The organism is Sphingomonas sp. NFR04, from assembly GCF_900114095.1.
Taxonomy (GTDB): domain Bacteria; phylum Pseudomonadota; class Alphaproteobacteria; order Sphingomonadales; family Sphingomonadaceae; genus Sphingomonas.
The window spans coordinates 66,674-87,827 of the sequence record NZ_FORV01000004.1 but is presented as its reverse complement, the minus strand read 5'-3'; the positions used below and the strand labels follow the sequence as shown (position 1 = coordinate 87,827).

22 protein-coding genes, 1 tRNA gene and 1 pseudogene are annotated in these 21,154 nt (G+C 68.3%); 9 read left to right on the top strand and 15 right to left on the bottom strand.

Annotated features, from left to right (window positions below; translation table 11 throughout):
• Window positions 1-50: 50 nt before the first annotated feature.
• Genes BM009_RS12840 through BM009_RS12830 form a run of 3 tightly spaced genes read left to right on the top strand, consistent with a single transcriptional unit; the run spans window position 51 to window position 3,679 of the window.
• On the top strand, window positions 51-866 hold the full coding sequence (locus BM009_RS12840; protein ID WP_093296756.1) for a CheR family methyltransferase: 816 nt from the start codon (window positions 51-53) through the stop codon (window positions 864-866).
• Window positions 866-1,945 carry a protein-glutamate methylesterase/protein-glutamine glutaminase gene (locus BM009_RS12835; protein ID WP_093296754.1) on the top strand — a complete coding sequence of 360 codons (1,080 nt, stop codon included), beginning with the start codon at window positions 866-868 and terminating at the stop codon, window positions 1,943-1,945. The genes BM009_RS12840 and BM009_RS12835 overlap by 1 nt, the downstream gene beginning before the upstream one ends.
• A 21-nt stretch (window positions 1,946-1,966) precedes the next feature.
• Entirely contained in the window at window positions 1,967-3,679 is a 1,713-nt protein-coding gene (locus BM009_RS12830; RefSeq protein WP_093296752.1) for a hypothetical protein, read from the top strand.
• A 17-nt stretch (window positions 3,680-3,696) separates the two neighbouring features.
• Here BM009_RS12830 and BM009_RS12825 read toward each other — a convergent pair whose 3' ends face one another.
• From BM009_RS12825 to BM009_RS12815, 3 genes are all read right to left on the bottom strand, one after another.
• Window positions 3,697-4,170, bottom strand: a complete 474-nt coding sequence (locus BM009_RS12825; RefSeq protein ID WP_093296750.1) for a YbjN domain-containing protein — start codon at window positions 4,168-4,170, stop codon at window positions 3,697-3,699.
• 64 nt (window positions 4,171-4,234) lie between these two features.
• Window positions 4,235-5,029 (bottom strand): SDR family oxidoreductase, encoded by a 795-nt coding sequence (locus BM009_RS12820; protein WP_093296749.1) that lies wholly within the window; start codon window positions 5,027-5,029, stop codon window positions 4,235-4,237.
• 93 nt (window positions 5,030-5,122) lie between these two features.
• Window positions 5,123-5,827: an NAD-dependent deacylase gene (locus BM009_RS12815; RefSeq protein WP_093296747.1), complete on the bottom strand. Its 705-nt coding sequence runs from the start codon at window positions 5,825-5,827 to the stop codon at window positions 5,123-5,125.
• A 76-nt stretch (window positions 5,828-5,903) separates the two neighbouring features.
• Between BM009_RS12815 and BM009_RS12810 the strand changes: the two genes are divergently transcribed.
• The 6 genes and pseudogenes from BM009_RS12810 to BM009_RS23235 all read left to right on the top strand — a co-directional run bounded on the left by BM009_RS12810 (window position 5,904) and on the right by BM009_RS23235 (window position 8,916).
• Window positions 5,904-6,275, top strand: coding sequence for a hypothetical protein (locus BM009_RS12810; protein WP_093296745.1), 372 nt, complete (start codon window positions 5,904-5,906; stop codon window positions 6,273-6,275).
• 41 nt (window positions 6,276-6,316) lie between these two features.
• Window positions 6,317-7,045, top strand: coding sequence for a 4-hydroxy-tetrahydrodipicolinate reductase (gene dapB / locus BM009_RS12805; RefSeq protein ID WP_093296743.1), 729 nt, complete (start codon window positions 6,317-6,319; stop codon window positions 7,043-7,045).
• Window positions 7,042-7,707: an endonuclease III gene (gene nth, locus BM009_RS12800; RefSeq protein WP_093296741.1), complete on the top strand. Its 666-nt coding sequence runs from the start codon at window positions 7,042-7,044 to the stop codon at window positions 7,705-7,707. The genes dapB and nth overlap by 4 nt, the downstream gene beginning before the upstream one ends.
• Window positions 7,708-7,793: 86 nt before the next feature.
• Window positions 7,794-7,870, top strand: a tRNA-Arg gene (locus BM009_RS12795).
• Window positions 7,871-8,061: 191 nt separating this feature from the next.
• Entirely contained in the window at window positions 8,062-8,286 is a 225-nt protein-coding gene (locus tag BM009_RS12790) for a hypothetical protein (RefSeq protein WP_093296739.1), read from the top strand.
• A gap of 67 nt (window positions 8,287-8,353) precedes the next feature.
• Window positions 8,354-8,916: pseudogene (locus BM009_RS23235) on the top strand (plasmid partitioning protein RepB C-terminal domain-containing protein).
• A gap of 286 nt (window positions 8,917-9,202) precedes the next feature.
• Here BM009_RS23235 and BM009_RS12780 read toward each other — a convergent pair.
• From BM009_RS12780 to BM009_RS12725, 12 genes are all read right to left on the bottom strand, one after another.
• Window positions 9,203-9,421: a DUF2274 domain-containing protein gene (locus BM009_RS12780; RefSeq protein ID WP_093296737.1), complete on the bottom strand. Its 219-nt coding sequence runs from the start codon at window positions 9,419-9,421 to the stop codon at window positions 9,203-9,205.
• 9 nt (window positions 9,422-9,430) lie between these two features.
• Complete coding sequence (locus tag BM009_RS12775) at window positions 9,431-10,639, bottom strand: TraB/TrbI/VirB10 family type IV secretion system protein (protein WP_093296735.1); 1,209 nt, start codon at window positions 10,637-10,639, stop codon at window positions 9,431-9,433.
• Window positions 10,636-11,565, bottom strand: coding sequence for a P-type conjugative transfer protein TrbG (gene trbG, locus BM009_RS12770; RefSeq protein WP_093296733.1), 930 nt, complete (start codon window positions 11,563-11,565; stop codon window positions 10,636-10,638). The genes BM009_RS12775 and trbG overlap by 4 nt, the downstream gene beginning before the upstream one ends.
• Window positions 11,562-12,368: a conjugal transfer protein TrbF gene (trbF, locus tag BM009_RS12765; protein WP_093296731.1), complete on the bottom strand. Its 807-nt coding sequence runs from the start codon at window positions 12,366-12,368 to the stop codon at window positions 11,562-11,564. The genes trbG and trbF overlap by 4 nt, the downstream gene beginning before the upstream one ends.
• Window positions 12,369-12,371: 3 nt before the next feature.
• On the bottom strand, window positions 12,372-13,670 hold the full coding sequence (gene trbL, locus BM009_RS12760) for a P-type conjugative transfer protein TrbL (RefSeq protein WP_093296729.1): 1,299 nt from the start codon (window positions 13,668-13,670) through the stop codon (window positions 12,372-12,374).
• A gap of 113 nt (window positions 13,671-13,783) precedes the next feature.
• Window positions 13,784-14,524 carry a P-type conjugative transfer protein TrbJ gene (gene trbJ / locus BM009_RS12755; RefSeq protein ID WP_093296726.1) on the bottom strand — a complete coding sequence of 247 codons (741 nt, stop codon included), beginning with the start codon at window positions 14,522-14,524 and terminating at the stop codon, window positions 13,784-13,786.
• Between the two features lie 4 nt (window positions 14,525-14,528).
• On the bottom strand, window positions 14,529-16,967 hold the full coding sequence (gene trbE, locus BM009_RS12750; RefSeq protein WP_093296724.1) for a conjugal transfer protein TrbE: 2,439 nt from the start codon (window positions 16,965-16,967) through the stop codon (window positions 14,529-14,531).
• Window positions 16,961-17,233 (bottom strand): VirB3 family type IV secretion system protein, encoded by a 273-nt coding sequence (locus BM009_RS12745; RefSeq protein ID WP_093296722.1) that lies wholly within the window; start codon window positions 17,231-17,233, stop codon window positions 16,961-16,963. The genes trbE and BM009_RS12745 overlap by 7 nt, the downstream gene beginning before the upstream one ends.
• Window positions 17,230-17,559: a TrbC/VirB2 family type IV secretion system protein gene (locus tag BM009_RS12740; protein WP_093296720.1), complete on the bottom strand. Its 330-nt coding sequence runs from the start codon at window positions 17,557-17,559 to the stop codon at window positions 17,230-17,232. The genes BM009_RS12745 and BM009_RS12740 overlap by 4 nt, the downstream gene beginning before the upstream one ends.
• Before the next feature lie 2 nt (window positions 17,560-17,561).
• Window positions 17,562-18,551 (bottom strand): P-type conjugative transfer ATPase TrbB, encoded by a 990-nt coding sequence (gene trbB / locus BM009_RS12735; protein ID WP_093296718.1) that lies wholly within the window; start codon window positions 18,549-18,551, stop codon window positions 17,562-17,564.
• Complete coding sequence (locus BM009_RS12730) at window positions 18,548-18,949, bottom strand: CopG family transcriptional regulator (RefSeq protein ID WP_066725614.1); 402 nt, start codon at window positions 18,947-18,949, stop codon at window positions 18,548-18,550. Before BM009_RS12730 ends, trbB begins: the two co-directional genes overlap by 4 nt.
• A 2-nt stretch (window positions 18,950-18,951) precedes the next feature.
• On the bottom strand, window positions 18,952-21,003 hold the full coding sequence (locus BM009_RS12725; protein ID WP_093296716.1) for a conjugal transfer protein TraG: 2,052 nt from the start codon (window positions 21,001-21,003) through the stop codon (window positions 18,952-18,954).
• Window positions 21,004-21,154 lie beyond the last annotated feature (151 nt).

The window sequence follows — 21,154 nt, the reverse complement described above, 5'->3', positions numbered from 1 at the left end:
TGTCCGCAGCATTAGCGCTGGATCCGTCGCCCGCACCCGGGCTCGACACGATGAGCAAGCGCCATTTCGCGCAGATCGCCGCCTATATCTACGAGGTCTCGGGCATCAAGATGCCGGAGACCAAGAAGACCATGCTCGAAGGCCGGCTGCGCCGCCGCCTCCGCGCGGTGGGCATCGATACGCTCGACGGCTATTGCGACTATCTGTTCACCGGCGATCATCTCGCGGCCGAAGGGCTGCACCTGATCAACGCGGTGACCACCAACAAGACCGACTTCTTCCGCGAGCCGGCGCATTTCGACTATCTGGTCGCCCATGCGCTGCCGGCGCTGGAGGCGCGCGGGGTGCGCGCGCTGCGCGCCTGGAGCGCCGCCTGCTCGACCGGGCCGGAGCCCTACACCATGGCGATGGTGCTGGACGATCATGCCGAGCGGATGGGTGGCCCGGATTATGGCATCCTCGCCACCGATCTCGATACCGAGGTGCTGGCGGCGGCCCGCAACGGCATCTACGCCGCCGAGCTGGTCGACCCGGTCCCCCCTGCGCTGCGCCGGAAGTATGTGATGACCTCCAACGACCCGCGCCGGCGCGAGGTGCGGATGGTGCCGCGGCTGCGCAGCGCGATCGGCTTCGGCCGGCTGAACCTGATGGACGATCGCTACCCCGTGGGCGATGCGATGCACCTGATCTTCTGCCGCAACGTGCTGATCTATTTCGACAAGCCGACGCAGAAGAAGGTCGTCTCGCAGCTCTATGACTGCCTGGCGCCCGGCGGATACCTGTTCCTCGGCCATTCGGAATCGATCACCGGCCTGGGCCTGCCGCTCGAGCAGGTCGCCAACACCGTGTTCCGGCGCGGCGCCTGATGCCCAAGATCCGCGTCCTGATCGTCGACGATTCGGCAAGCGTTCGCCAGACCATGGCGTCGATCCTCGGCGAGGATCCGGCGATCGAGGTGATCGGCACCGCCGCAGATCCGTTCAGCGCGGCCAAGCGCATCCAGGAACAGGTGCCCGACGTCATCACGCTCGACGTGGAGATGCCGCGGATGGACGGCATCACCTTCCTCAAGAAGCTGATGCAGCAATGCCCGGTGCCGGTGGTGATGTGCTCGTCGCTGACCGAGAACGGCTCCGAGACGCTGCTCCAGGCGATGGAAGCGGGCGCGGTGGACGTGATCCTCAAGCCCAAGGTGGGCGTGGCCGATCATCTCGCCGAGCATCACCTCCAGATCCGCGACGTGGTCAAGGCCGCGGCGCGCGCCAAGGTGCGCGGCCGGCCGGGCAAGCCGATGCCGCGGTCCGAGCCGCCCGCGCAGAAGCTCACCGCCGACGCGGTGCTGCCGCCCCCCAGCGGCAAGCCGATGAGCCGCACCACCGAGATGGTGGTCTGCATGGGTGCCTCGACCGGCGGCACCGAGGCGCTGCGCGAGGTGTTGGAGGCGCTTCCGGCGAACAGCCCCGGTATCGTCATCGTCCAGCACATGCCCGAGCATTTCACCCGCGCCTTCGCCCAGCGGCTCAACGGGCTGTGCGAGGTCGACGTCAAGGAAGCCGCGGACGGCGATCCGGTGCTGCGCGGCCATGTGCTGATCGCCCCAGGCGGCAAGCACACCATGCTCGAACGCCAGGGTGCACGCTATTATGTCTCGGTGCGCGACGGGCCCTTGGTCTCGCGCCATCGCCCCTCGGTCGACGTGCTGTTCCGCTCGGCGGCACGCGCGGCGGGATCGAACGCGGTCGGCATCATCATGACCGGCATGGGCGACGACGGCGCGCGCGGGCTGCTGGAGATGCGCCAGGCCGGCGCACGCACCTTCGCGCAGGACGAGGCGACCTCGGTCGTGTTCGGCATGCCCAAGGAAGCGATCGCCCGCGAGGCCGCCGACAAGATCATTCCCCTTGGGCACATCGCCCGCGAACTGCTCACGGCCACCGCACGATGACCGCATGCCAAGGAGACGGCCATGTACGCCGCACCCATTCCTGAACCGAACCCCGAGTCCGAACTGTCGCTCGCCGAGATCGAGGCGACGATCAGCCAGGTGGCGAGCAAGCTCGACGCCCGGTTCGTGTCGGCAGGAGAGGCGCTGGCCCAGGCCTATGCGATCGTCGAGCGGCTGGTCAGCGCGCTGGAAGGCGTGACCAACGCGCTCGGCCGCGACGCGGCGGAAGCAGCAGTCGACAATATGCGCGCGACGGCGGACCGGCTGGAGCGGCTGCCCGCGGTGCAGGCCGCGCGGCAGGCGGGGCTGGAAAGCATCGCCGCCGGCGCGCGTCCGCTCGCCCACCATATCAACCAGGTGAAGCGCACGCTCGACTTCCTCCGTATCTGCGGGCTCAACATCAAGGTGGCGGCCGCCGGCCGCAACGGCTTTGCCGACTTTGCCGACACGATGAATGTCCGGCTCGATGTGGGCGAGATCGAGATCGGCGGGATCGGCAGCGAGATCGAGCGGCTCACCGCGAGCATCCCGGCGCTGATCGAAGTCGATCGCCAGCTCGCCGCGGAATGCGTGAAGGTGATCCCGCAGGTGCCGCGCAAGCTCGCCGAGGATGCCGAGGCGCTGCAGCGCCACCAGGCCGCCGATGCCGCGCGCGCCAAGCGCATCGCCACCGTCGGCCGCGAGATTCACACCAGGGTGGCGACCGCGATCGGCGCGATGCAGATCGGCGACATCACCCGCCAGCGGCTGGAGCATGTCGCCAGCGGCATCCAGGCGCTGATCGCCTGGCGGGACCGTGCCGATCCGGCCACGGCGATCGAGGTCGTCGGGCATATGGTCGCGCTGTTCGCCGCCCAGGCCTCGGACACGATCGACGCCTTCCACAAGGAATCGCAGCGGCTGGCGGAAAGCCTGCGCGGCATCGCGCCGAGCGCGGCGCAGCTGCTGGAGATCAAGGCCGAGGGCGATCGGCAGCAGAGCGGCGACGACAGCGTCTTCCTCGGTGCGCTGGAGAAGAGCGTCGCCGACGTCGCCCAGGTCACCGCGCGGCTGCGCGACGCCGATGCCAAGGCGCAGGCGCTGGGCGGCTCGACCTCCGACAGCGCCGAGCGGCTCGCCGAGCGGCTGCGCGTGGTGCACCGGGTGAACGAGGACGTGCACCTGATGGCGTGGAACACCGATCTGCGCTGCCACCGGCTGGGTGACGAGGGCAAGGCGCTGGCGATGGTCGCCTCCGAGATCCGCGGCTTCGCGACCGCGCTGGCGACGATCTCGGCGGAGATCCGTCAGTCGGTCGAGCGGCTGGTCAGTGCGGTCACCGCGCTGCGCGATCCCGACGCCGAACAGGGCGGCGACGCGGCCGAGGCGCTCACCGAATCGCTCGCCTGCATCCGCGACGGCGCCCAGCGCATGCGCGAGGGCATGGCCGGGCTCAGCGAAGACGCCGCGGCAGTGACGCGGATCCTCGAGACCACCACCAGCAACGTCGACTGCGAGGCCGCGTTCGGCGATGCGCTGCGCGGGGTGGCGCTGCGGCTCAAGCTGTTCGGCACGCCCTGCAATGCGCCCGAGGGCGCGGTGGGGGCGGCGCTGGCCGAACTGCTCGACGGCATGGCGCGCAGCTACACCATGGCCCGCGAGCGCGAGATCCACACCCGCTTCGCGCTGCCGGGCACGTCGGCGTCCCCGCAGGCGAGCATGGACGACGACGAGGACGATGACGGGCTGTTCTGAACGGCCCGTCCCGCGCCTTACTTCTTCGAGGCCTCGCTGGATTCGTTGACGTAATCCGCGAAGCTGCCGACCAGCGAGTCCCACAGCTCCAGATTCTTGCGGAACAGCACGGTGGTCATCGGCTGGTCCTCGAAGTTCAGGTCGTACTCGATCGCGGCCTCGCCCTTCTCGTCCGAATAGACGCGCGCGAAGCGATGCTTCTGCGTCCAGGCATTGGCACGCTCGGGCGACAGCTTGTCGGTCCAGCCGGCGTAGAATTGCAGGTCGCCGCAGTTGCGGCCCTTGTCGCAGCTCATGAAGAAGATGGTGAACTTGTAGCCCTGCGCGCCGCTGCGGATGATCGGGTCGCCGTCGCTGTCCTTGGAAAGCTCGGCCTTGTAGCCCGCGTCCTGCAGCGCCTTGGCTACCGATTGCGGATCGGTCGACTTCACCTGCGCCTGCGCCGGCACCGTGGCCAGCAAGCCGAGCCCGACCAGCACCCCCATCTTCATGCGCTTTCCCTTCCCTTGATACGCGAGCGCCGCCCCTATCGCGAACCCGGCCGTGCTGCCAAGCCTAGCGCCGGCCGAGCCGGCTCCGCTGGGCCTGCTTGCGCAGCGCGCCCGGCATCCAGCGCGCGGCGAACCACAGCTTGCGCGCGGTCTTGCCGACGCGGGTGTGGAGCACAGTCCCATGCACCGCCGCCCAGGCCGCCTCGGCGACCTCGCCGACGGGCGTGATCTCCAGCCCCGCGCGCCGCACATTCTCGCGGATATGCTGGTTGGAGCCGCCCGCCGGCTGGTCGAGCAGCGGCGTATCGATGAACGAGGGCATCAGCGTGCGCACCTTCACGCCCGCCGAGGCCCATTCGCCGTCCAGCGCCTCGGCCAGCCCGCGCACCGCGAACTTGGTCGCCGAATAGATCGCCGCACCCGAGGTGCCGTAGATCCCCGCGGCCGAACTGGTGATCAGCATCACCGATCCCGGGGTCGCGGCGAGCAGCTCGAAGCCGGCATGGGCGCCGTGTACCACGCCGAGCAGGTTGATCGCGACGCAGCGCTCCAGCTCGGCCGGGGGCGTCGTGGCGAAGGGGCCGCTGGTGCCGATCCCGGCATTGTTGAACAGCACGTCCATCCGCCCGCCGCTCGCCTTGGCGAACTCGGCGAGCGCCGCAACCCATTGGTCGCGGTCGCGCACGTCGAGCGGGTGCGTGGTCGCACTCCCCGCCGGCAGCATCGCCAGCGTCTCCGCCAGCCCCGCCGCATTGACATCGGCCAGCCCGACGCGCCAGCCACGCTGCGCGAACAGCACCGCGACAGCCCGCCCGATGCCCGACGCGCCGCCGGTAATGAAGATCGCCTGCTGGGACATTGCCCGCCTCTCCCATATCGCTGGCGCCTGTCGCGACGCCTTGGCCCCATCCTTCCGCAGGATGCGGCGCAATGCCAGCGCGATGTTGCGGGCTCAGGCCCTGGCGAGCAGTTCGTCGACCCAGGCCGGGACCAGCGTCCCCGCCGGACCCATCCGGCTCTCCTCGAACCAGTGGCTGCCGCCCGAGGGCTCCAGGTTCATCTCCAGCGTCGCCGCGCCATAGTGCCGCGCGGTCTGGACGAACCCCGCCGCCGGATAGACCGCCCCCGAGGTGCCGATCGAGACGAACAGGTCCGCGTCGGCGATCGCCGCCTCGATCCGCTCCATCTCGTAGGGCATCTCGCCGAAGAAGACGATGTCGGGCCGCAGCGCGAGCATGCCGCAATTGGGGCATTCGCTCTCGGGCGGCAGTGCCTCCTCCCAGCGCTCGCGCACCCCGCAGGCCGCACACAGCGCCGAGCGCAGCTCGCCATGCATGTGGAGCAGCCGCGTCGCCCCCGCCCGCTCGTGCAAATCGTCGACATTCTGCGTCACGATCAGCAGTTCCCCCGGCCATGCCGCATTCAGCCGCGCGAGCGCATGGTGTGCGGCATTGGGCTCCACCGTCTCCAGCGCCGCGCGCCGCAGATCGTAGAAGCGGTGGACCAGTTCGGGATCGCGCGCCAGCGCCTCGGGCGTGCAGACATCCTCGACGCGGTGCCCCTCCCACAGCCCGCCGGGCCCGCGAAAGGTGGCGATGCCGCTCTCGGCGGAAACGCCGGCGCCGGTGAGAATCACGAGATTGCGGATACTGGCCATGCCGCGACCCTAGGCCCGCCATGCCGGCGCCGCAAAGTCCGGTTTCTCTGAAGCCTCAAGGATCGGAGACAAGACCATGGCCCTGCTCGCCTTCGCCGTCCTCGCGATCCTGTTGCCGCAACAGGCGCGCGGTCCCGCCGGCGACGACGATGCCACCGGCATCGTCTCGCGCCCGCTCACCCAGCAGCGCTGCCCGGTACCCACCGATCCCGACGAGATTATCGTCTGCAAGCGCGACGAGCCCGACCGCTACCGCATCGGCCCGCGGCTGGAGGCCCCGCCCCAGCGCCGTGCGCTCGATCCCAGCTTCCGCCTGCCCGGCGGCGGCGAGGTCCGCGCCGAGGCGCAGCAGCACAGCGCCGGCATCGCCTCGGTCCCCGCCGCCTTCGTAACCCTGCGGATTCCACTGGGCGGCAAGAAGAAAAAGCCGGACGATCCGCAAAAATAGCATCTGTCGTTTCGAGCCGGGATCGTGCAACAGCCCGCAGCATGACCAGCATCGGCATCTTTGGCAGCATGGGGCGGATGGGCCAGGCGATCGCCGCCGCCCTTCCCGATTTCGGCGCCCGCCTCGCAGGCGGCGCGGACGTGGGGGATGATCCCGCCGAGCTGGCCCGCAAGGCCGATGTGCTGGTCGATTTCTCGGCGCCCGCCGCGCTCGAGGCGAACCTCGCCGCCGCCCGCGCCGCACGCACCCCGATCGTGATCGGCACCACCGGCCTCGCCGAGCGCCACCACCGGATGATCGACGCGGCCGCTGAAGAGATCGCCGTGCTGCAGACCGGCAACACCTCGCTCGGCATCGGCCTGCTGTCGCGGCTGGTCCACGAGGCCGCCGCGCGGCTCGGCCAGGACTGGGACATCGAGATCGTCGAGACCCACCACCGCAACAAGGCCGATGCACCCTCGGGCACCGCGCTGATGCTGGGCGCCGCCGCCGCCGAAGCGATGGGCACCACCCTCGCCGAAGCCGGGGTGAGCGACCGCGCCGGCCTCACCGGTCCGCGCGCCGCGGGCACGATCGGCATGGCCAGCCTGCGCGGCGGGTCGGTGATCGGCGACCACACCGTGGTCTTCGCCAGCGACGGCGAGCGGATCGAGCTCACCCACCGCGCCGACGATCGCGCGATCTTCGCCAAGGGCGCGATCCGCGCGGCCCTGTGGCTGCCTGGCCGTGACGCAGGGCGCTACACCATGGCCGAGGTGCTCGGCGTGTGAAGAAGGCGCAGGTCGTCGAGTTCTTCGCGCGGCTGGCGGCGGACAATCCGCACCCCGAGACCGAGCTCGAATCGGTCAACACCTACACCTTGCTCGTCGCCGTGGTGCTCTCCGCCCAGGCGACCGATGCCGGGGTCAACAAGGCAACGCGCGCACTGTTCGCCGAGGTCGACACACCCGAAAAGATGGTCGCGCTCGGCGAGGCGGGGCTGAAGGACCATATCAAGACGATCGGCCTGTTCAACACCAAGGCCAAGAACGTCATCGCCCTCTCCGAAGCGCTGATCCGCGAGCATGGGGGCGAGGTCCCCGCCGATCGCGACGCGCTGGAGCAGCTGCCCGGCGTCGGCCGCAAGACCGCCAACGTGGTGATGAACGTCGCCTTCGGGCAGGAGACCTTCGCGGTCGACACCCACCTGTTCCGCGTCTGCAACCGCACCGGCCTGGCGCCGGGCAAGACCCCGCTGGCGGTGGAGCTGAAGCTGGAGAAGGTGGTGCCGCAGCCGTTCCGCCTGCACGCGCACCACTGGCTGATCCTCCACGGCCGCTACATCTGCAAGGCGCGCACCCCGGAATGCTGGCGCTGCCCGGTGGCCGAGCTCTGCGCCTTCAAGCCGAAGACGCCGGCGCCCAAGGCGAAGAAGGCCGCCGAGCCCGCCTGAGCTTTTGCGGCGCCTCGGCTTTTGCGGAGAGAGTGCCGAAACGGGCTGGCGTTCGGCCAAAGGCTTTGCTAGTCGCCGCTTTCCAGGCACCCGTAGCTCAGCTGGATAGAGCGCTGCCCTCCGAAGGCAGAGGCCACAGGTTCGAATCCTGTCGGGTGCGCCATCTTTTCAATGACTTAGCGCAGCGTCGCGACGGCCGTACGGAAAATGTACGGAAAACATCGTCGGACGAAATGCGCTCAAATGAACCCTCGCAAAGACGATTCGGGCAACGCTTCTGTGCGCGCCGCGCTAATCGCGCAGCCTCCTTCACCGATCGGGTGCGGGTTAGCGGGAGGAAGGCGATGTTCCGATGTGGTTGTTGGTGTCCCCCCGGGCGATCGCTCGACCGACAAGCTCGGCGAAGGCGTCGTAGCGAAGCCGGCCGAGGCGCTGCGTCTCGGTATCGAAGGCCGGTCGGTGCGCCGTAAGGGTGAGCCGGTGGCGGACGAACAATCCAAGGGCCTCGGTCAGTCGAGCTTCTGCTCCATCCGATCGGCAGTACGGTTCTGGCGGTCGAGCCGCGCGCCGAAGCGCTGATCGAGTTCATGACCGGCACACCTACAACGAGCGAATAAATCGTCTGGCGGCGATCCAGGAACATCGCATGGTCCGACGCGCAATCGAGCGGGGCGTACCGGAAGCGAAGATCGCGGAAGCGCTTGGACTCGAGGTTGCTTCCATCCATCGGCGATCGCGGATGCTCTATGGGATCTGCACCGAGGTCATTGATATCCTGAAAGACTTGTCCTGTCCGACAGCCGTCTTTGACGTCCTCCGGCGCATGTCCCCGATGCGGCAGATCGAGGCCGCGGAACTCATGACCGGACAGCAGAACTTCACGGTCGTGTGCGCCAAGGCAATGCTCGCGCCACGCCGGACGATCAGTTGGTGCATGTTCCCGCAAACCAGCCCGCGTCCGTTTCCAGCGAGCAGATGGAGCGAATGGAGCGAGAGCTTGTTGGCCGCCAGATGCAGGTCAAGTCTGTCGAAGATCGATACGGTGTCGACACGCTACATCTGACGGTGGCGCGTGCCTATGTCCGCACGCTGCTCGGGAACGACCGCATCGTGCGGTGGATCGCCCAGCACCGGCCGGAATACTTGAAGGAACTCCAAACTATCGGGGAAATCGAGACGATCGCTCCCGCAGCCGAGGCCGCGGAGTAGCGGGTTGATGGGGACCCGGACCCGATAAGCGCGGGGACCGCCGGAGACGCCGCACGGTGGGGCGGATCGAGAGCGGTGGCGGGGATGACTGCGAACCCGTACGGAGCCCGCCAGGCTGGCAGTCATAGGCCGGCCGACGCGGAGGGGCGCGTCCATACGCGCCCCTCCGCTCCTTTCGACGAACATTCTTATGGGATCGGACGCTCTCGCCAAATCGGCTATGCTTCGGGCAGCGCCGAAAATCGCAAGGTGCCAGCAGCGAGCCGTCCACCGGCTGGACCGGATGTCACCGGCTGGCTCCCCGCCCCCGCACGAATCCCCGATCGCTATCGAGGAAGGACGCCAGCATGGCCGGGATGAGATCCGTTACTGCCTCCTTCTGCCCATAGGTGTCGGCATACAGTGCAGCATAGTCCTGCAGCCGCTGGTGCAGGTCGGGCGTGATGAGGATCGCCAGCTTGACGGGCTTTCGATCCGGTAGCTTTGCCAGTTTCAAATCAGGCATGTCGGCCTCCTATTCGCGCCAGGGCACGAGGATCAGGTCCTTGTGGACCACGAGCAGCACATTCGTGCCCGGGCGAATTGTGAGCGTCGGCTGGACGTTGAGATTGCGCGAGGTGAGCTGGTCGCCCGCACGCGCGACATTCTGCTGCGTCGACTGCCGGATCGCCCGGACCAGATCGCTGTCGCCCGAAATCGTCAGCTCCGAACCCACTCCGAGCAGGGTCGCCAGCGCCACACCCTTGAGCAACGCCCAGGTGTGGAAGTCGACCTTGTCCTGCAGGCCGGCATAGCCCGAGGCGTCGGTCGCCGGCACGTTGTCGATCCGGAGCGAGCTGCCGTCCGGCAGCAGGATGCGCTGCCAAATGACGAGTGCGCGCTTCTGCCCGAACGCGACCACCGAGTCGTAACTTCCAACGAGCCGCGCGCCTTGCGGAATAAGCAGGATGCGCCCGGAGGGACTGTCGAACACGTTCGCGGTCACTTGCGCCGTCACCAGGCCAGGCAGATCGGACCGCAGACCGGACATCAGGCTCGCGGGGATCACACTGCCGGCCGAGAGGAGATAGGGCGAGGGCGCGGCTTCCAGCCTGTGCGGATTAGTGTCAGCCAAAGTGTCGCGCGTGGCAACGAACTGGGCCTTGCGGCTCTGCGCATTGGGATCGCGCTCCGGGTCGATTGCCAGCGTTGGTGCTTCCGTGGTCACGTGTGTCGGCGGAGCGGCGACCTCCGCTGACACCGGCGCCGATGGCCTGCTCTGGTTCTGCACCAGCAGTCCCGATGCGCGTGCTGCCTTCAACTCCGCTAGCTGCCGCTCGCGCTCCTGCGCCGCGGCCTGCGCCTCCGCCCGCCCCGGCCCGCCCGCATCATTCGCCTCCAATTCGGCCGCCATGCGACGCTGGCGCTCAAGGATGGGCCGCCCCAGGTCGCCCGGCAGGGGCGGGCCGAGCTTTGGAACCTCGCCATAGCTTGCGGGCAGGCGGTTCAAGGTATCAGGCGGCGACGGTCTGCTCGGTTCCGATAGCTCCTTCCGCTCGGCTGCCGCCAGCCGCAGGCGCGATCCCAAGGCACTCCATGCCACGGCGACAAGGGCGACCGAACCCAGTGCCGCAATAGCGATAATCACGCCGCGCCGGAACCGAATGGCGCGCGGCGGCTTGACCCGGATGGCCAGCGACTCCGGATCAAGTTTCGGGGTTGGCGGGACAGCATCCTCGCTCATGGGCGCTTGCCTTTCGGCGCTGGAACCTGGGTGACCCGATCGATGCGGACGACCTGCTGCTTGCCGGTGCCGAGCCGCAATTCGGCCCGGTCGAAGATCCGGTCGACGACATAGAAGCGCGCGCGCATCCGGTAGTTGACCAGCTCGGCCTCGCCCGCCGCGCCGATCACGAACAGCGGCGGTGCCTCGCCGACCGCGATGCTCGCCGGAAATTCGACGAAGGTCTGCTGCCCGTCGTCGAACGCGCGAAGCGGTCGCCAAGCCGGGCTGTCGCCGCTAACCACGTAGTTGAAGTGAAGGCTGTCGACCGACAGACCCGCAGCGATCGGGGCTACCGCTACCGCCTGGGCTTCCTTCTGCCGGAGCGCGATCAGTTGGTCGGCAGGATAGGTCCAGGACAGGGCGGCCATTGCTGTCCGGGACGTTGCCGTGAGCTGGAGGTGATAGCTGCGGCGATCGGTAGTGATCACAAGGTTGGTCGCGAGATCGCTCGCGAAAGGCTTTACGAGGATATGCGTGCGTTTGTCGGTTCCGCTCCCGCTGGTGGTGTCGCCGATCACCCAGCGGACCGTGTCGCCTGCCGCGACAGCGGCGAGATTCTCTCCCGGCTGCAAGGCAATGTCGGTCACGGCACCCGGCGCCGTATAGACCTGATAGATCATCCCCTCGCTGAAGGGATAGACCTGCACCGCGTTGACGAAGCCCTGGGCCTGCGGCTGCTGGGTAGCTGCGCGATTGGCAGCAGCGACGCGCGCGGCGCCGGGGCTCACAGACTTCCGTACCGGCTTGCGGACCGGCGGCTTGGCAGGCGGGGACGCGGTGGCGGTCGGCGCCGGGATCGGTTTGGCCGGAGGCGGCGGTGCATGTTGGGCCAATGCGGATTCCATGGCGAGGAACACCGCCGTTAGGGCGAGCAAAAGCTTCATGACTGGACCTCCTTCCTGGGCTGCGCCGGGGCAGCGGGATCGACTGGGGGACTGGTCGGCGCCGAGGCGGGGGCGGACGACGGGAGCATCGGCGTGGCTGCCGGCTTCGGGGCGGCCGGCGCGTCCAGTTCCCGGCTCCAGTCGATCGCATCGACATAGACACCGAGCGGATTGCGGCGGAGCGTGTCAGCATCCTTGGGCGGCGTGATCGCGACGGTCAGGATAGCCGTCCAGCGCGACGTGCCGGTCTCGGCGCCGCGCTCGAACGCGGTCTCGGTCCATTTGACCTGGAAGGAGCGGTCGGATGCCCGCACCACGCTGGTGACCTGCACCGTCACCGTCTTCTCGCCAATGGCCCCGAAAGGGTCGGCCGCGCGCGCATAGTCGCCGAGGAATTGCGCGCCGCGCTTGGTGGCGAAGTCATAGGCGTCCAGCCAGTTCCTGCGCACCAGCACCGGATCGAGCGAGCGGCCGCGGACATTGGCAATGAAGCGCGACAGGTGCCAGGCGATCTGCGGGTCGGTCGGGTGATAGCCGGCCTCGGCCTCGGTGACGGCACGCGCCTCTCCCAGCCGATCGACTTCGACGACATAGGGCGTCACTCGGCTCTGCGCCGACTGCCAGGCGAGCGCACCCGACAGGCCGGTAGCGAGCGCAAGGCACCCGAATGCCATCAACCGCCAGTTCCGCGCCTGCACGCGGGCCGAGCCGATCCGCTCGTCCCAGAGCTGCCCGGCCCGCTGGTACGGCGTCTCCGGTTCGGGGGTTCGTCCATAGCGCTGGACGGCGCGTCTGAAGACCATCGGCTAGTCCCTTTCCTTGATGTCTGGGGTTGCGGATGCGCCGCCCCGATCGCCCTGCTGGAGGGCGTGCAAGGCGACCTGGCGGTGATGGCGGGTGGTCTGCTGGCGCTGCATGGCGCGAGCCCATGCAGGCACGGCTTCTTCGGCGGCCGACTGCGAGGCGGTATCGCCGCCGGTGCGATTCAGCGCATTCCAGGCTGCTGCCCGGCCGCGCGACGCCGCCTCCCCTAGCCCCAGCGCGCTGGAGGCCCGTCCGCGTGCGGCATTGCCGGCGGCACGAGCCACACCGCCCAGCCCCGCCGACCTGGTCGGTGCCGCAGCGGTCTCCTTGCCCAGCGTATAGGCCGTGGAAGCGGCCGATCCCATCGCGGTGCCTGCGCGGACGGCTCCCAGCGCGGCACCGCCCAGCATGCGGGCGCCGCCGACGGCAGCGCCGCCGGCAAGCATTGCCATGCCGGCCGCGCCGACCGTGGTGCCCAGCGCGGCGCTAGCACCAAGCTGGGGCGCACCGGACACGAGGCCCGAAGCGATCCCTGGCCCGAAGATGCCCAGCCCGAAGAGCGTCAGGCTGGCGAGCATCAGGCTCATCGCCTGGCCGATATCGGGCTCCTGCCCCTGCAGCGCGCTGGTGAACTCGCTGAAGAAATTGGCACCGATGCCGACGATGACGGCCAGCACCATCACCTTGATGCCCGACGAGACGACATTGCCGAGCACCCGCTCGGCGAGGAAGCTGGTGCGGTTCCACAGCGCGAAGGGCACGAGGAGGAAACCGGCCAGCGAGGTCAGCTTGAACTCGACGATGGTGACGAACATCTGCACCGCGAGCAGGAAGAAGGTCAGGATCACGACCGCCCAGGCGAACAGCAGCACCGCGATCGTCAGGAAATTGTCGAAGAAGGTCGTGAACCCCATCAGCTGCGACACTTGGTCGAGCAGCGGCCATGCGGCGGCGAAGCCCGTGCCGGCGAGGCGGCCGGGCTTCAGCAGATCCTCGGCGGACAGCGTGCCCCCGCCAGCGGTCAGCCCGGCCTGCGCGAACGAGCGGAAGATGATGTCAGCAAGGGTCGAGAAACTGTTCAGGATGAACGCGAAGGCGCCGATATAGAGGATCTTGCGCAGGAAGCGGCCGATGACGTTGTCCTCGCCGCCCATGGCCCAGAACAGCCCGGCAAGCGTGATGTCGATCCCGATCAGGGTCGCCGTGAGGAAGCGGACATCTCCGCCCAGCAGTCCGAACCCGCTGTCGATGTAGCGGGTGAAGGCAGCCAGAAAGCGATCGATGACGTTGAGGTCGTTCACGGTGGCAATGTCCTGCGCTGGAGGATTGCCGCGAGGCGGGACCGGGGGTGAGAGCCCCGCCCTGCGGCGGACGACGGCGGGAGGCAAGACCGCCGCCGCCCTGGCCGGCGGCGCTACCTGGGGGTGTAGGCCGAGCCGGAACCGAGGAACCTGCGGGTTGCCGCGCGCGCGTCGATCTCGGCCTGGGCGCGTCGCGCCTGCTCGATCGACTCGGCGCGGTACTGCGCGGCCATCATGTTCTGGATCTGGAACTGCTGCTTGGCGGCCAGCGCAAGCAGCTGGTTGGTCGCCTGCTGGGCCTGGAGCGCGCCTTCGGCACCCTGGCTCTTGGCGACGATCCCGCTGAGCGCCTGGGCATCGGTCGTGACATTCTCGGTCACCTGCGCCTGCACGGTCATGGTCTGCTGATAGGCCGACATGGCGGTATCGAGCCGGGCACGCGCGGCGACGACCTGCTCGTTGGTCCGGAGCGCGGCCGAGAAGCTCTGCGGGAAGAGCTGGCGGAACTGCTGGTCCAGCCCGGACACCCGGAACTGGATGCCCTGCGCCTGCCCCATCAGCCGGTCGACCTGCTGGAGCGTCTGGGTGAGCGCCTGGAGCTCGGGGAAGTCGATCCGGGTCAGGTTCTTCGCCTGGTTGAGCAACATCGTCGCTTCGTTCTGGATCGACTGGATCTGGTTGTTGATCTGCTGCAGCGTGCGCGCGGCAGTCAGCAGGTTCTGGCTGTAGTTGCTGGGGTCGAACACGGTGAACTGCGCGCGGGCCGGGGTGCAGGTCAGCGCCATGGCGAGCGATCCGGCCGTGCCGAGACGAAGGGCGCTCGCGACCAGATATTTGCGGGTGCGAATACGCATCACATCACTCCTTTTCTTCGCGGTCGGGGAAAGTGGCGAGCAGCTCGGCGGCCCAGTCGAGGCCGCGATCGGCGAGGAAGCGCGCGGCGAAGTCCGCCGCTCCACCCTCGGCAAGCATCGCGTCGATGCGGGCCTGCGTCGCAGCATCGGAGGCGCCGCACAGGGCCAGCCCAATCGGCCCCAGCCCCAGCTCGAACAGCCGATTGCCGCGCGCGGACTGCAGGTAATAGTGCCGCTTCGGCGTAGCGCGGCTTACCAGCTCGATCTGCCGCTCGTTGAGCCCGAACCGCACATAGGCCTCGCGACTCTGCGGCTCGATCGCCCGGTCGTTCGGCAGCAGGATGCGCTGCGGGCAGCTTTCGAGGATGGCGGGCGCGATGCTGCTCGACGCGATGTCGGCAAGGCTCTGCGTCGCGAACAGCACGGCCACATTCTTCTTGCGCAGCACCTTCAGCCATTCGCGGATTCGCGCGGCGAACAAGGGATGGTCGAGGAAGATCCAGGCCTCGTCGAGGATCAGCAGCGTCGGTCGCCCGTCGAAGCGCTCTTCCAGGCGGTGGAAGAGGTAGGTCAGCACGGGAGCCACCACGCTGCCCTGCCCCATCAGCGCCTCGGTCTCGAAACACTGGACATCGGCGAAAGCGAACTGCTGCTCGGCCGCATCGAGCAACCGGCCATAGGGACCGTCGAGCGTATAGGCGCCGAGCGCGGTGCGCAGCGCGTTCGACTGGAGCAGCAGCACCAGCCCGGTCAGGGTGCGCTCTTCCACCGGCGCCGACGCCAAGCTGCCCAGCGCCGACCAGACCGCGTCCTTGACCTCGGGCGTGACCAGCACCTTCTCGTGCGCGAGCAGCGCCGCGATCCATTCGGCAGCCCAGCTGCGCTCGGCGGCATCGTCGATCCCGCGGAGCGGCTGGAAGGCCAGCATGTCGCCGGCCTCGGCGCCCATTCCCAGTGCATGATGCGCGCCGCCCATCGCCAGCACCGCGGCGCGGGCCGAGAAGCCCTTGTCGAAGATATAGACCTGCGCGTCGGCGTAGCGGCGGAACTGCAGGGCAATCAGCGCCAGCAGCACCGACTTGCCGGCACCGGTGGGTCCCACCACCAGCATGTGCCCGACATCGCCGACATGGGTCGACAGCCGAAACGGCGTCGATCCGGCGGTGCTGGCGTGGAGCAGCGGCGGACCATCCAGATGCGCATTGCGGCTGGGTCCCGCCCAGACCGACGACAGCGGCATCAGATGGGCGAGGTTCAGCGTATGGACGAGCGGCTGGCGGACATTGGCATAGACCTGCCCCGGCAGCGACGAGAGCCAGGCCTCGACAGCATTGAGACCCTCGCGGATGCAGGTGAAGCCGAGCCCACCCACGATCCGCTCGACCTGCCGGACCTTGTCCTCGACGCGCCCGCGATCGGTGTCCATGACCGTGATGGTGGTGGTCAGGTAGCCGAAGGCGACATGGTCGCCGCCCAGCACCTGGAGCGCCAGGTCGGCATCCACCACCTTGTTGTCGGCGTCGGTGTCGAGCAACTGCGACGGCTGGTTGTACATTACCTCGCGGAGCAGCGCGGTGATCGACTTGCGCTTGTTGAACCACTGGCGACGGATCCTGGTCAGCGCCTTGGTGGCGTCGCCCTTGTCCAATGCGAGGAAGCGCGTGACCCAGCGATAGGCGAAATCCTGGTGGTTGAGGGCATCGAGGATGCCCGGGCGGCTCATGCTCGGGAAACCGAGGACGGTCAGCGTGCGGACATGGTGGTCCTCCAGTCGCGGCTCCAGCCCGCCGGTCAGCGGTGTATCGGCGAGCAGCGCGTCCAGGTAGATCGGCGTCTCCGGCACGGCGACTGCCTGCTGTCGCGTCGAGATCGTGCCGTGCAGGAAGGTCAGTATCTCGCTATCGCCCAGCGCATGGACCTCGGGCATGAAGCTTGCGAACAGGTCGAGCGCGCGGTCGGTCTCGGCGATGAAGTGCGCCAGCGCCGCGCGCCAATCCCGCCCCTTCTCCGCATCGGGCCGCTCGATCAGCGTCCGCCCAACAGCCTCGGCGCCGTCGGGTGCCGGAAGCCAGACGAGCGTCAGGTGGTAGCGGCTTTCGAAATGGTCGCCTTCCCCCATGAATGCCGCCCGGCGCTCCTGGTCGACCAGCCACGATGCGGCGTCGGGGAAATCGCTGTCGGGATAGGCGGCTGCCTCAAGCCGCTCGGCATCGAAGAACACGGCCCAGCCGCTGCCGAACCGCTTGAGCACGTTGTTGGCGCGCGCGCAGGCCGAGATCAACTCGGCCTCGGTGGCGGACTCGAGATCGGGTCCGCGGAAGCGGAAGGTACGCTGGAAGCTTCCATCCTTGTTGAGGACGACGCCGGGCGCGACCAGCGCCGCCCAGGGAAGATGATCGGCGAGCCGATCCGCGCGGTGACGATATTCGGCGAGGTTCAGCACGTGAAATAGCCCTTCTGCCGGAGGTGGCGAAGCAGGACGGGCGCGAAGTCCGGGTCCCGCCGCGCGGCGAACACGGCGATGCTGTGCCCGACCGCCCAGAGCACGAGCCCGGCCAGCCACTGCTGCAGCCCGAGCCCAACCGCCGCGGCGACCGTCCCGTTGACGATCGCGATTCCGCGCGGGGCGCCGCCGAGCAGGATCGGCGATCCCAGGCTCGCATGGATCGCCGCCTCGAAGCCTGGCAGGTGCTGGCCGGTGTCGCTCATGCGACCAGCGCTCCCCCGCCGAAGCTGAAGAAGCTGAGGAAAAAGCTGGAGGCGGCGAAGGCGATCGACAGCCCGAACACGATCTGGATGAGCCGCCGGAAGCCGCCGCTGCTCTCGCCGAACGCCAGCGACAGGCCGGTCGTGATGATGACGATGACGGCAACGATCTTGGCGACCGGCCCCTGGACGGACTCGAGCACCTGCTGGAGCGGTTCCTCCCACGGCATCCCCGAACCCGCCGCATGGGCCGAGGTGGCAAATGCGAGGCAGATGGCGGCAAGTTCGACGAGGCGCGCGCGGCGTGCCGAGATCTTGGCAAATTGCATGATCAATCTCCTTCGGGGCTGGGGGGCAAGAGAAGGTCGGCGAGCGCGTAGCTGCCGGTGTCCGGGTCGAGCCCGGCGACGCGGGCGACCTGCGAGACCCGGCGATCGAGGCCGCGGCCGGAGACGAAGACGACGACGTCGATCGCCTCGGCAACGAGCTGGCGCGGCACGGTGACCACGGCCTCCTGCACCAGCCCTTCGATGCGGATGAGCGCGGACAGCGCGCTGTTGGCGTGGACCGTGGCGATGCCGCCGGGGTGGCCGGTGTTCCACGCCTTGAGCATGTCGAGCGCCTCGGGGCCGCGGACCTCGCCGACGATGATACGATCGGGGCGCAGCCGGAGGGTCGAGCGGACCAGGTCCGCCATGGCCACGACGCCGGACCGCGTGCGGAGAGCGACCGTGTCGGCTGCCGGGCTCTGCAGCTCGCGTGTGTCCTCGATCAGGAGGATGCGCTCGTCGAGGCACGCCATTTCGGCGAGCAGCGCATTGGCGAGCGTGGTCTTTCCCGAACTGGTGCCGCCGGCGATCAGGATGTTGTGGCGCAGGAGGACGCAGGCTTTCAGCCGGTCGGCCGCGAGCCGCGTCATGACGCCATCGGCCACATAGTCGTCGAGCCGGTAGAGACGCTCGGCCGGCTTGCGGATCGAGAAGCAAGGCGCAGCAGACACCGGCGGTAGCACGCCCTCGAATCGCTCCCCTGCCCGCCCTTCTTCGTGTGGTGGAAGCTCGGCCGAGACGATGGGAGCATCGCCGTGCACCTCGGCGCGTGCGTGCGCGGCGACGAGCCGGATGATCCGCTCGACCTGCGCGGCCGCCATGCGAATGCCGGTGTCGGACCGCCCCTCCCCCAACCGGTCCAGCCGGAGTGCGCCGTCGGGATTGACCATGATCTCGGTGACGCGCGGATCGGCGAGCGCTGCGGCGATCGCCGGGCCCATGGCCGTCCGCAGCATCGTGCGCCGACGATCGCCGGAAACCCCGGCGGTCACTGGCCGGGCTCCGAGGCGCCGATCGTCCTCCGCCCAGCCGCAACCTGCCGGCCGACCTGGGTGACGAACGCCTCAAAGCGCTTCGCCCCCATGGCGCGACCCGCCTGGTCGCTCTCGGCAAGCGGCGCGTGGATGGCGAGCTCGTAGCGGACGAACAGTGCGAGCGTCTCGAGCAGGACATGCTCGTTCCGCTCGATCCGGCCGATCGCTGTCGTCATCCGATCCAGCCGAAGGCCGAAGCGCTCCTCCAGCTCGGACACACCGCGCCGATTGAGCCAGGCTGTAACGGCATCCGCCAGGATCGCCGACTTCGACGCGCCCGGCTTCGCCGCAAGTGCTTCCAGTCGATCGCTGAGCGGCTTTGGCAGGAAGAGCTGATGGCGGACCTTCTCGACCATGGTCACAGCTCCACCTGCAGGTCGTCGGCCCGATGCCCACCCGCACCATCCGCACCTGCGTCCATCGCGAAGGTGGCGCGCGCGATGCCGGATGCCCCGGCCCGATCCATGACCCGCTGGTCGGCAGCCGGATCGTCCTCGTCCTGGCCGAGCCCCAACACCTCGGTGGGCGTGGGTTCTACCGCCGGCTTCGGAGGAAGCTCCTGCCCGGGATGGCGCGCCTTTTCGAGCCCGCCATCCTCATCCTCGCGCTGCTCTGCCGCACCTTCTGCGAGGCGCGTATCCGTTTCACGGACGACGCCGGCCCAGTCATTTGCCCGCGGCGCAGGCCGATCGGCATAGTCGCCATCACCGAGCACGGGCGGCGGCAGGATTCGGGCCTTGAAGACTACGTCCTTGAAATAGCGCAGCTTGGTGGCGCGGATCGGCGGCGTACCCGCCACCAGCACAAGCTCCTCCGTCGGCGGTAGCTGCATCACCTCGCCGGGCGTCAGCAACGCCCGCGCTGTCTCCTGCCGGCTGACCATGACATGGGCCAGCCAGGGCGCCAGCCGATGCCCGGCATAGTTGCGCATCGCGCGTTGCTCGGTCGAGGTGCCGAGGGCATCGGAAATACGTTTCGCCGTCCGATCGTCGTTGGTCGCGAAGGCGATGCGGACATGGCAATTGTCGAGGATGGCGTTGTGCTCGCCATATGCCTTTTCGATCTGGTTGAGGCTCTGGGCGATCAGGAAGGCGCGGACGCCGTAGCCGGCGAGGAATGCCAGGCTGGTCTCGAAGAAGTCGAGGCGCCCCAGCGCTGGGAACTCGTCGAGCATCATCAGCAGCTTGTGGCGGCCACCCGTTTTGGCCCCCTTCTCGGCCTCGAGGTGCTCGGTCAGGCGTCGACCGATCTGGTTGAGCACGAGACGGATCAGCGGCTTGGTGCGGCTGATGTCCGAGGGCGGGACCACGAGGTAGAGCGATACCGGCGCCTCGGCTTCGACCAGGTCGGCGATACGCCAGTCGCAGCGCGAGGTGACGGCCGCGACCGTCGGATCGCGGTAGAGGCCGAGAAATGACATGGCGGTCGACAGCACGCCGGAGCGTTCGTTCTCGGACTTGTTCAGCACCTCGCGTGCCGCCGATGCGACCACCGGGTGGACGGCGGGCGCTTCAGGCGTGCCGAGATGATTGGTGGTCATCATACGGTCCAGCGTGTCGGTGAACTTGCGCTGTGGATCGGACAGGAAGGACGCGACGCGGGCCAGCGTCTTTTCCTCCTCGGCGTAGAGGACATGGAGGATCGCGCCGACCAAAAGCGCGTGGCTGGTCTTCTCCCAGTGATTGCGGCGCTCCAGCGCTCCCTCGGGATCGACCAGGATGTCGGCGATGTTCTGGACGTCGCGCACCTCGTCCTTGCCGCGACGGACCTCGAGCAGCGGATTGTACCGCGCCGAGCGCACGTCTGTCGGATTGAACAGCAGGCAATGCGAGAAACGCTGGCGCCAGCCGGCGGTCAGCTGCCAGTTCTCGCCCTTGATGTCATGGACGACGGCGGAACCGGTCCAGCCGAGCAGCGAAGGTATGACGAGGCCCACGCCCTTGCCGCTTCGGGTGGGTGCGAACGCCATGACATGCTCGGGGCCGTCATGGCGTAGGTGCTGCCGGCCCACGCGGCCGAGGAACACACCGGCATCCGTGACAAGCCCGGCGGCGCGAATGTCTTGAACGGTTGCCCAGCGCGCGGAGCCGTACGTCGTGACATGGCGCCGCTGACGGGCACGCCAAATGGATCCGAAGACTGCCGCCCCGCATCCGACCAGACCGCTCGTAGCCGCAATGGCGCCAGCTTCCTCGAAGATCGTCGGGGCATAGGCCTCGAACGAGAACCACCAGCCGAACAATGCCCATGGTCGATAGAAAGGACGCCCGAAGGCGACAAACCAGGGCCTTCCCAGCTCGGGCTGATACGCCAGTTCCGCTGCGGCCCACTGCGTCGCGAACCAGATGCCCGCCAAGACGATGGCGAGCACGATCAGGACCTGTCCTATGAGCAATTTGGTAGGGGTCATGTGGGCCTCCGCCCGCCAGTTCAGCCTGCGCGGGGTCGGTCCCTAGGCTCCTCAAATACTACGAATATCGACAGTCCCATTCGGGTGCATTCCGATGCAGATAAGACACAATTGACGCGCGATAATCGCAACCCGTACCGCGCGAACGTAA

Excerpts from the sequence above, each read along its gene's own strand:
- dapB (WP_093296743.1), top strand. The coding sequence starts at position 6,317 with ATGACCAGCATCGGCATCTTTGGCAGCATGGGGCGGATGGGCCAGGCG.
- BM009_RS12780 (WP_093296737.1), bottom strand. The coding sequence starts at position 9,421 with ATGCCTGATTTGAAACTGGCAAAGCTACCGGATCGAAAGCCCGTCAAG.
- BM009_RS12830 (WP_093296752.1), top strand. The coding sequence starts at position 1,967 with ATGTACGCCGCACCCATTCCTGAACCGAACCCCGAGTCCGAACTGTCG.
- BM009_RS12740 (WP_093296720.1), bottom strand. The coding sequence starts at position 17,559 with ATGCAATTTGCCAAGATCTCGGCACGCCGCGCGCGCCTCGTCGAACTT.
- BM009_RS12825 (WP_093296750.1), bottom strand. The coding sequence starts at position 4,170 with ATGAAGATGGGGGTGCTGGTCGGGCTCGGCTTGCTGGCCACGGTGCCG.
- BM009_RS12840 (WP_093296756.1), top strand. The coding sequence starts at position 51 with ATGAGCAAGCGCCATTTCGCGCAGATCGCCGCCTATATCTACGAGGTC.
- BM009_RS12810 (WP_093296745.1), top strand. The coding sequence starts at position 5,904 with ATGGCCCTGCTCGCCTTCGCCGTCCTCGCGATCCTGTTGCCGCAACAG.
- BM009_RS12820 (WP_093296749.1), bottom strand. The coding sequence starts at position 5,029 with ATGTCCCAGCAGGCGATCTTCATTACCGGCGGCGCGTCGGGCATCGGG.
- BM009_RS12730 (WP_066725614.1), bottom strand. The coding sequence starts at position 18,949 with ATGGTCGAGAAGGTCCGCCATCAGCTCTTCCTGCCAAAGCCGCTCAGC.
- trbJ (WP_093296726.1), bottom strand. The coding sequence starts at position 14,524 with ATGCGTATTCGCACCCGCAAATATCTGGTCGCGAGCGCCCTTCGTCTC.
- BM009_RS12775 (WP_093296735.1), bottom strand. The coding sequence starts at position 10,639 with ATGAGCGAGGATGCTGTCCCGCCAACCCCGAAACTTGATCCGGAGTCG.
- BM009_RS12745 (WP_093296722.1), bottom strand. The coding sequence starts at position 17,233 with ATGAGCGACACCGGCCAGCACCTGCCAGGCTTCGAGGCGGCGATCCAT.
- trbF (WP_093296731.1), bottom strand. The coding sequence starts at position 12,368 with ATGGTCTTCAGACGCGCCGTCCAGCGCTATGGACGAACCCCCGAACCG.
- BM009_RS12725 (WP_093296716.1), bottom strand. The coding sequence starts at position 21,003 with ATGACCCCTACCAAATTGCTCATAGGACAGGTCCTGATCGTGCTCGCC.
- BM009_RS12815 (WP_093296747.1), bottom strand. The coding sequence starts at position 5,827 with ATGGCCAGTATCCGCAATCTCGTGATTCTCACCGGCGCCGGCGTTTCC.
- trbG (WP_093296733.1), bottom strand. The coding sequence starts at position 11,565 with ATGAAGCTTTTGCTCGCCCTAACGGCGGTGTTCCTCGCCATGGAATCC.
- BM009_RS12835 (WP_093296754.1), top strand. The coding sequence starts at position 866 with ATGCCCAAGATCCGCGTCCTGATCGTCGACGATTCGGCAAGCGTTCGC.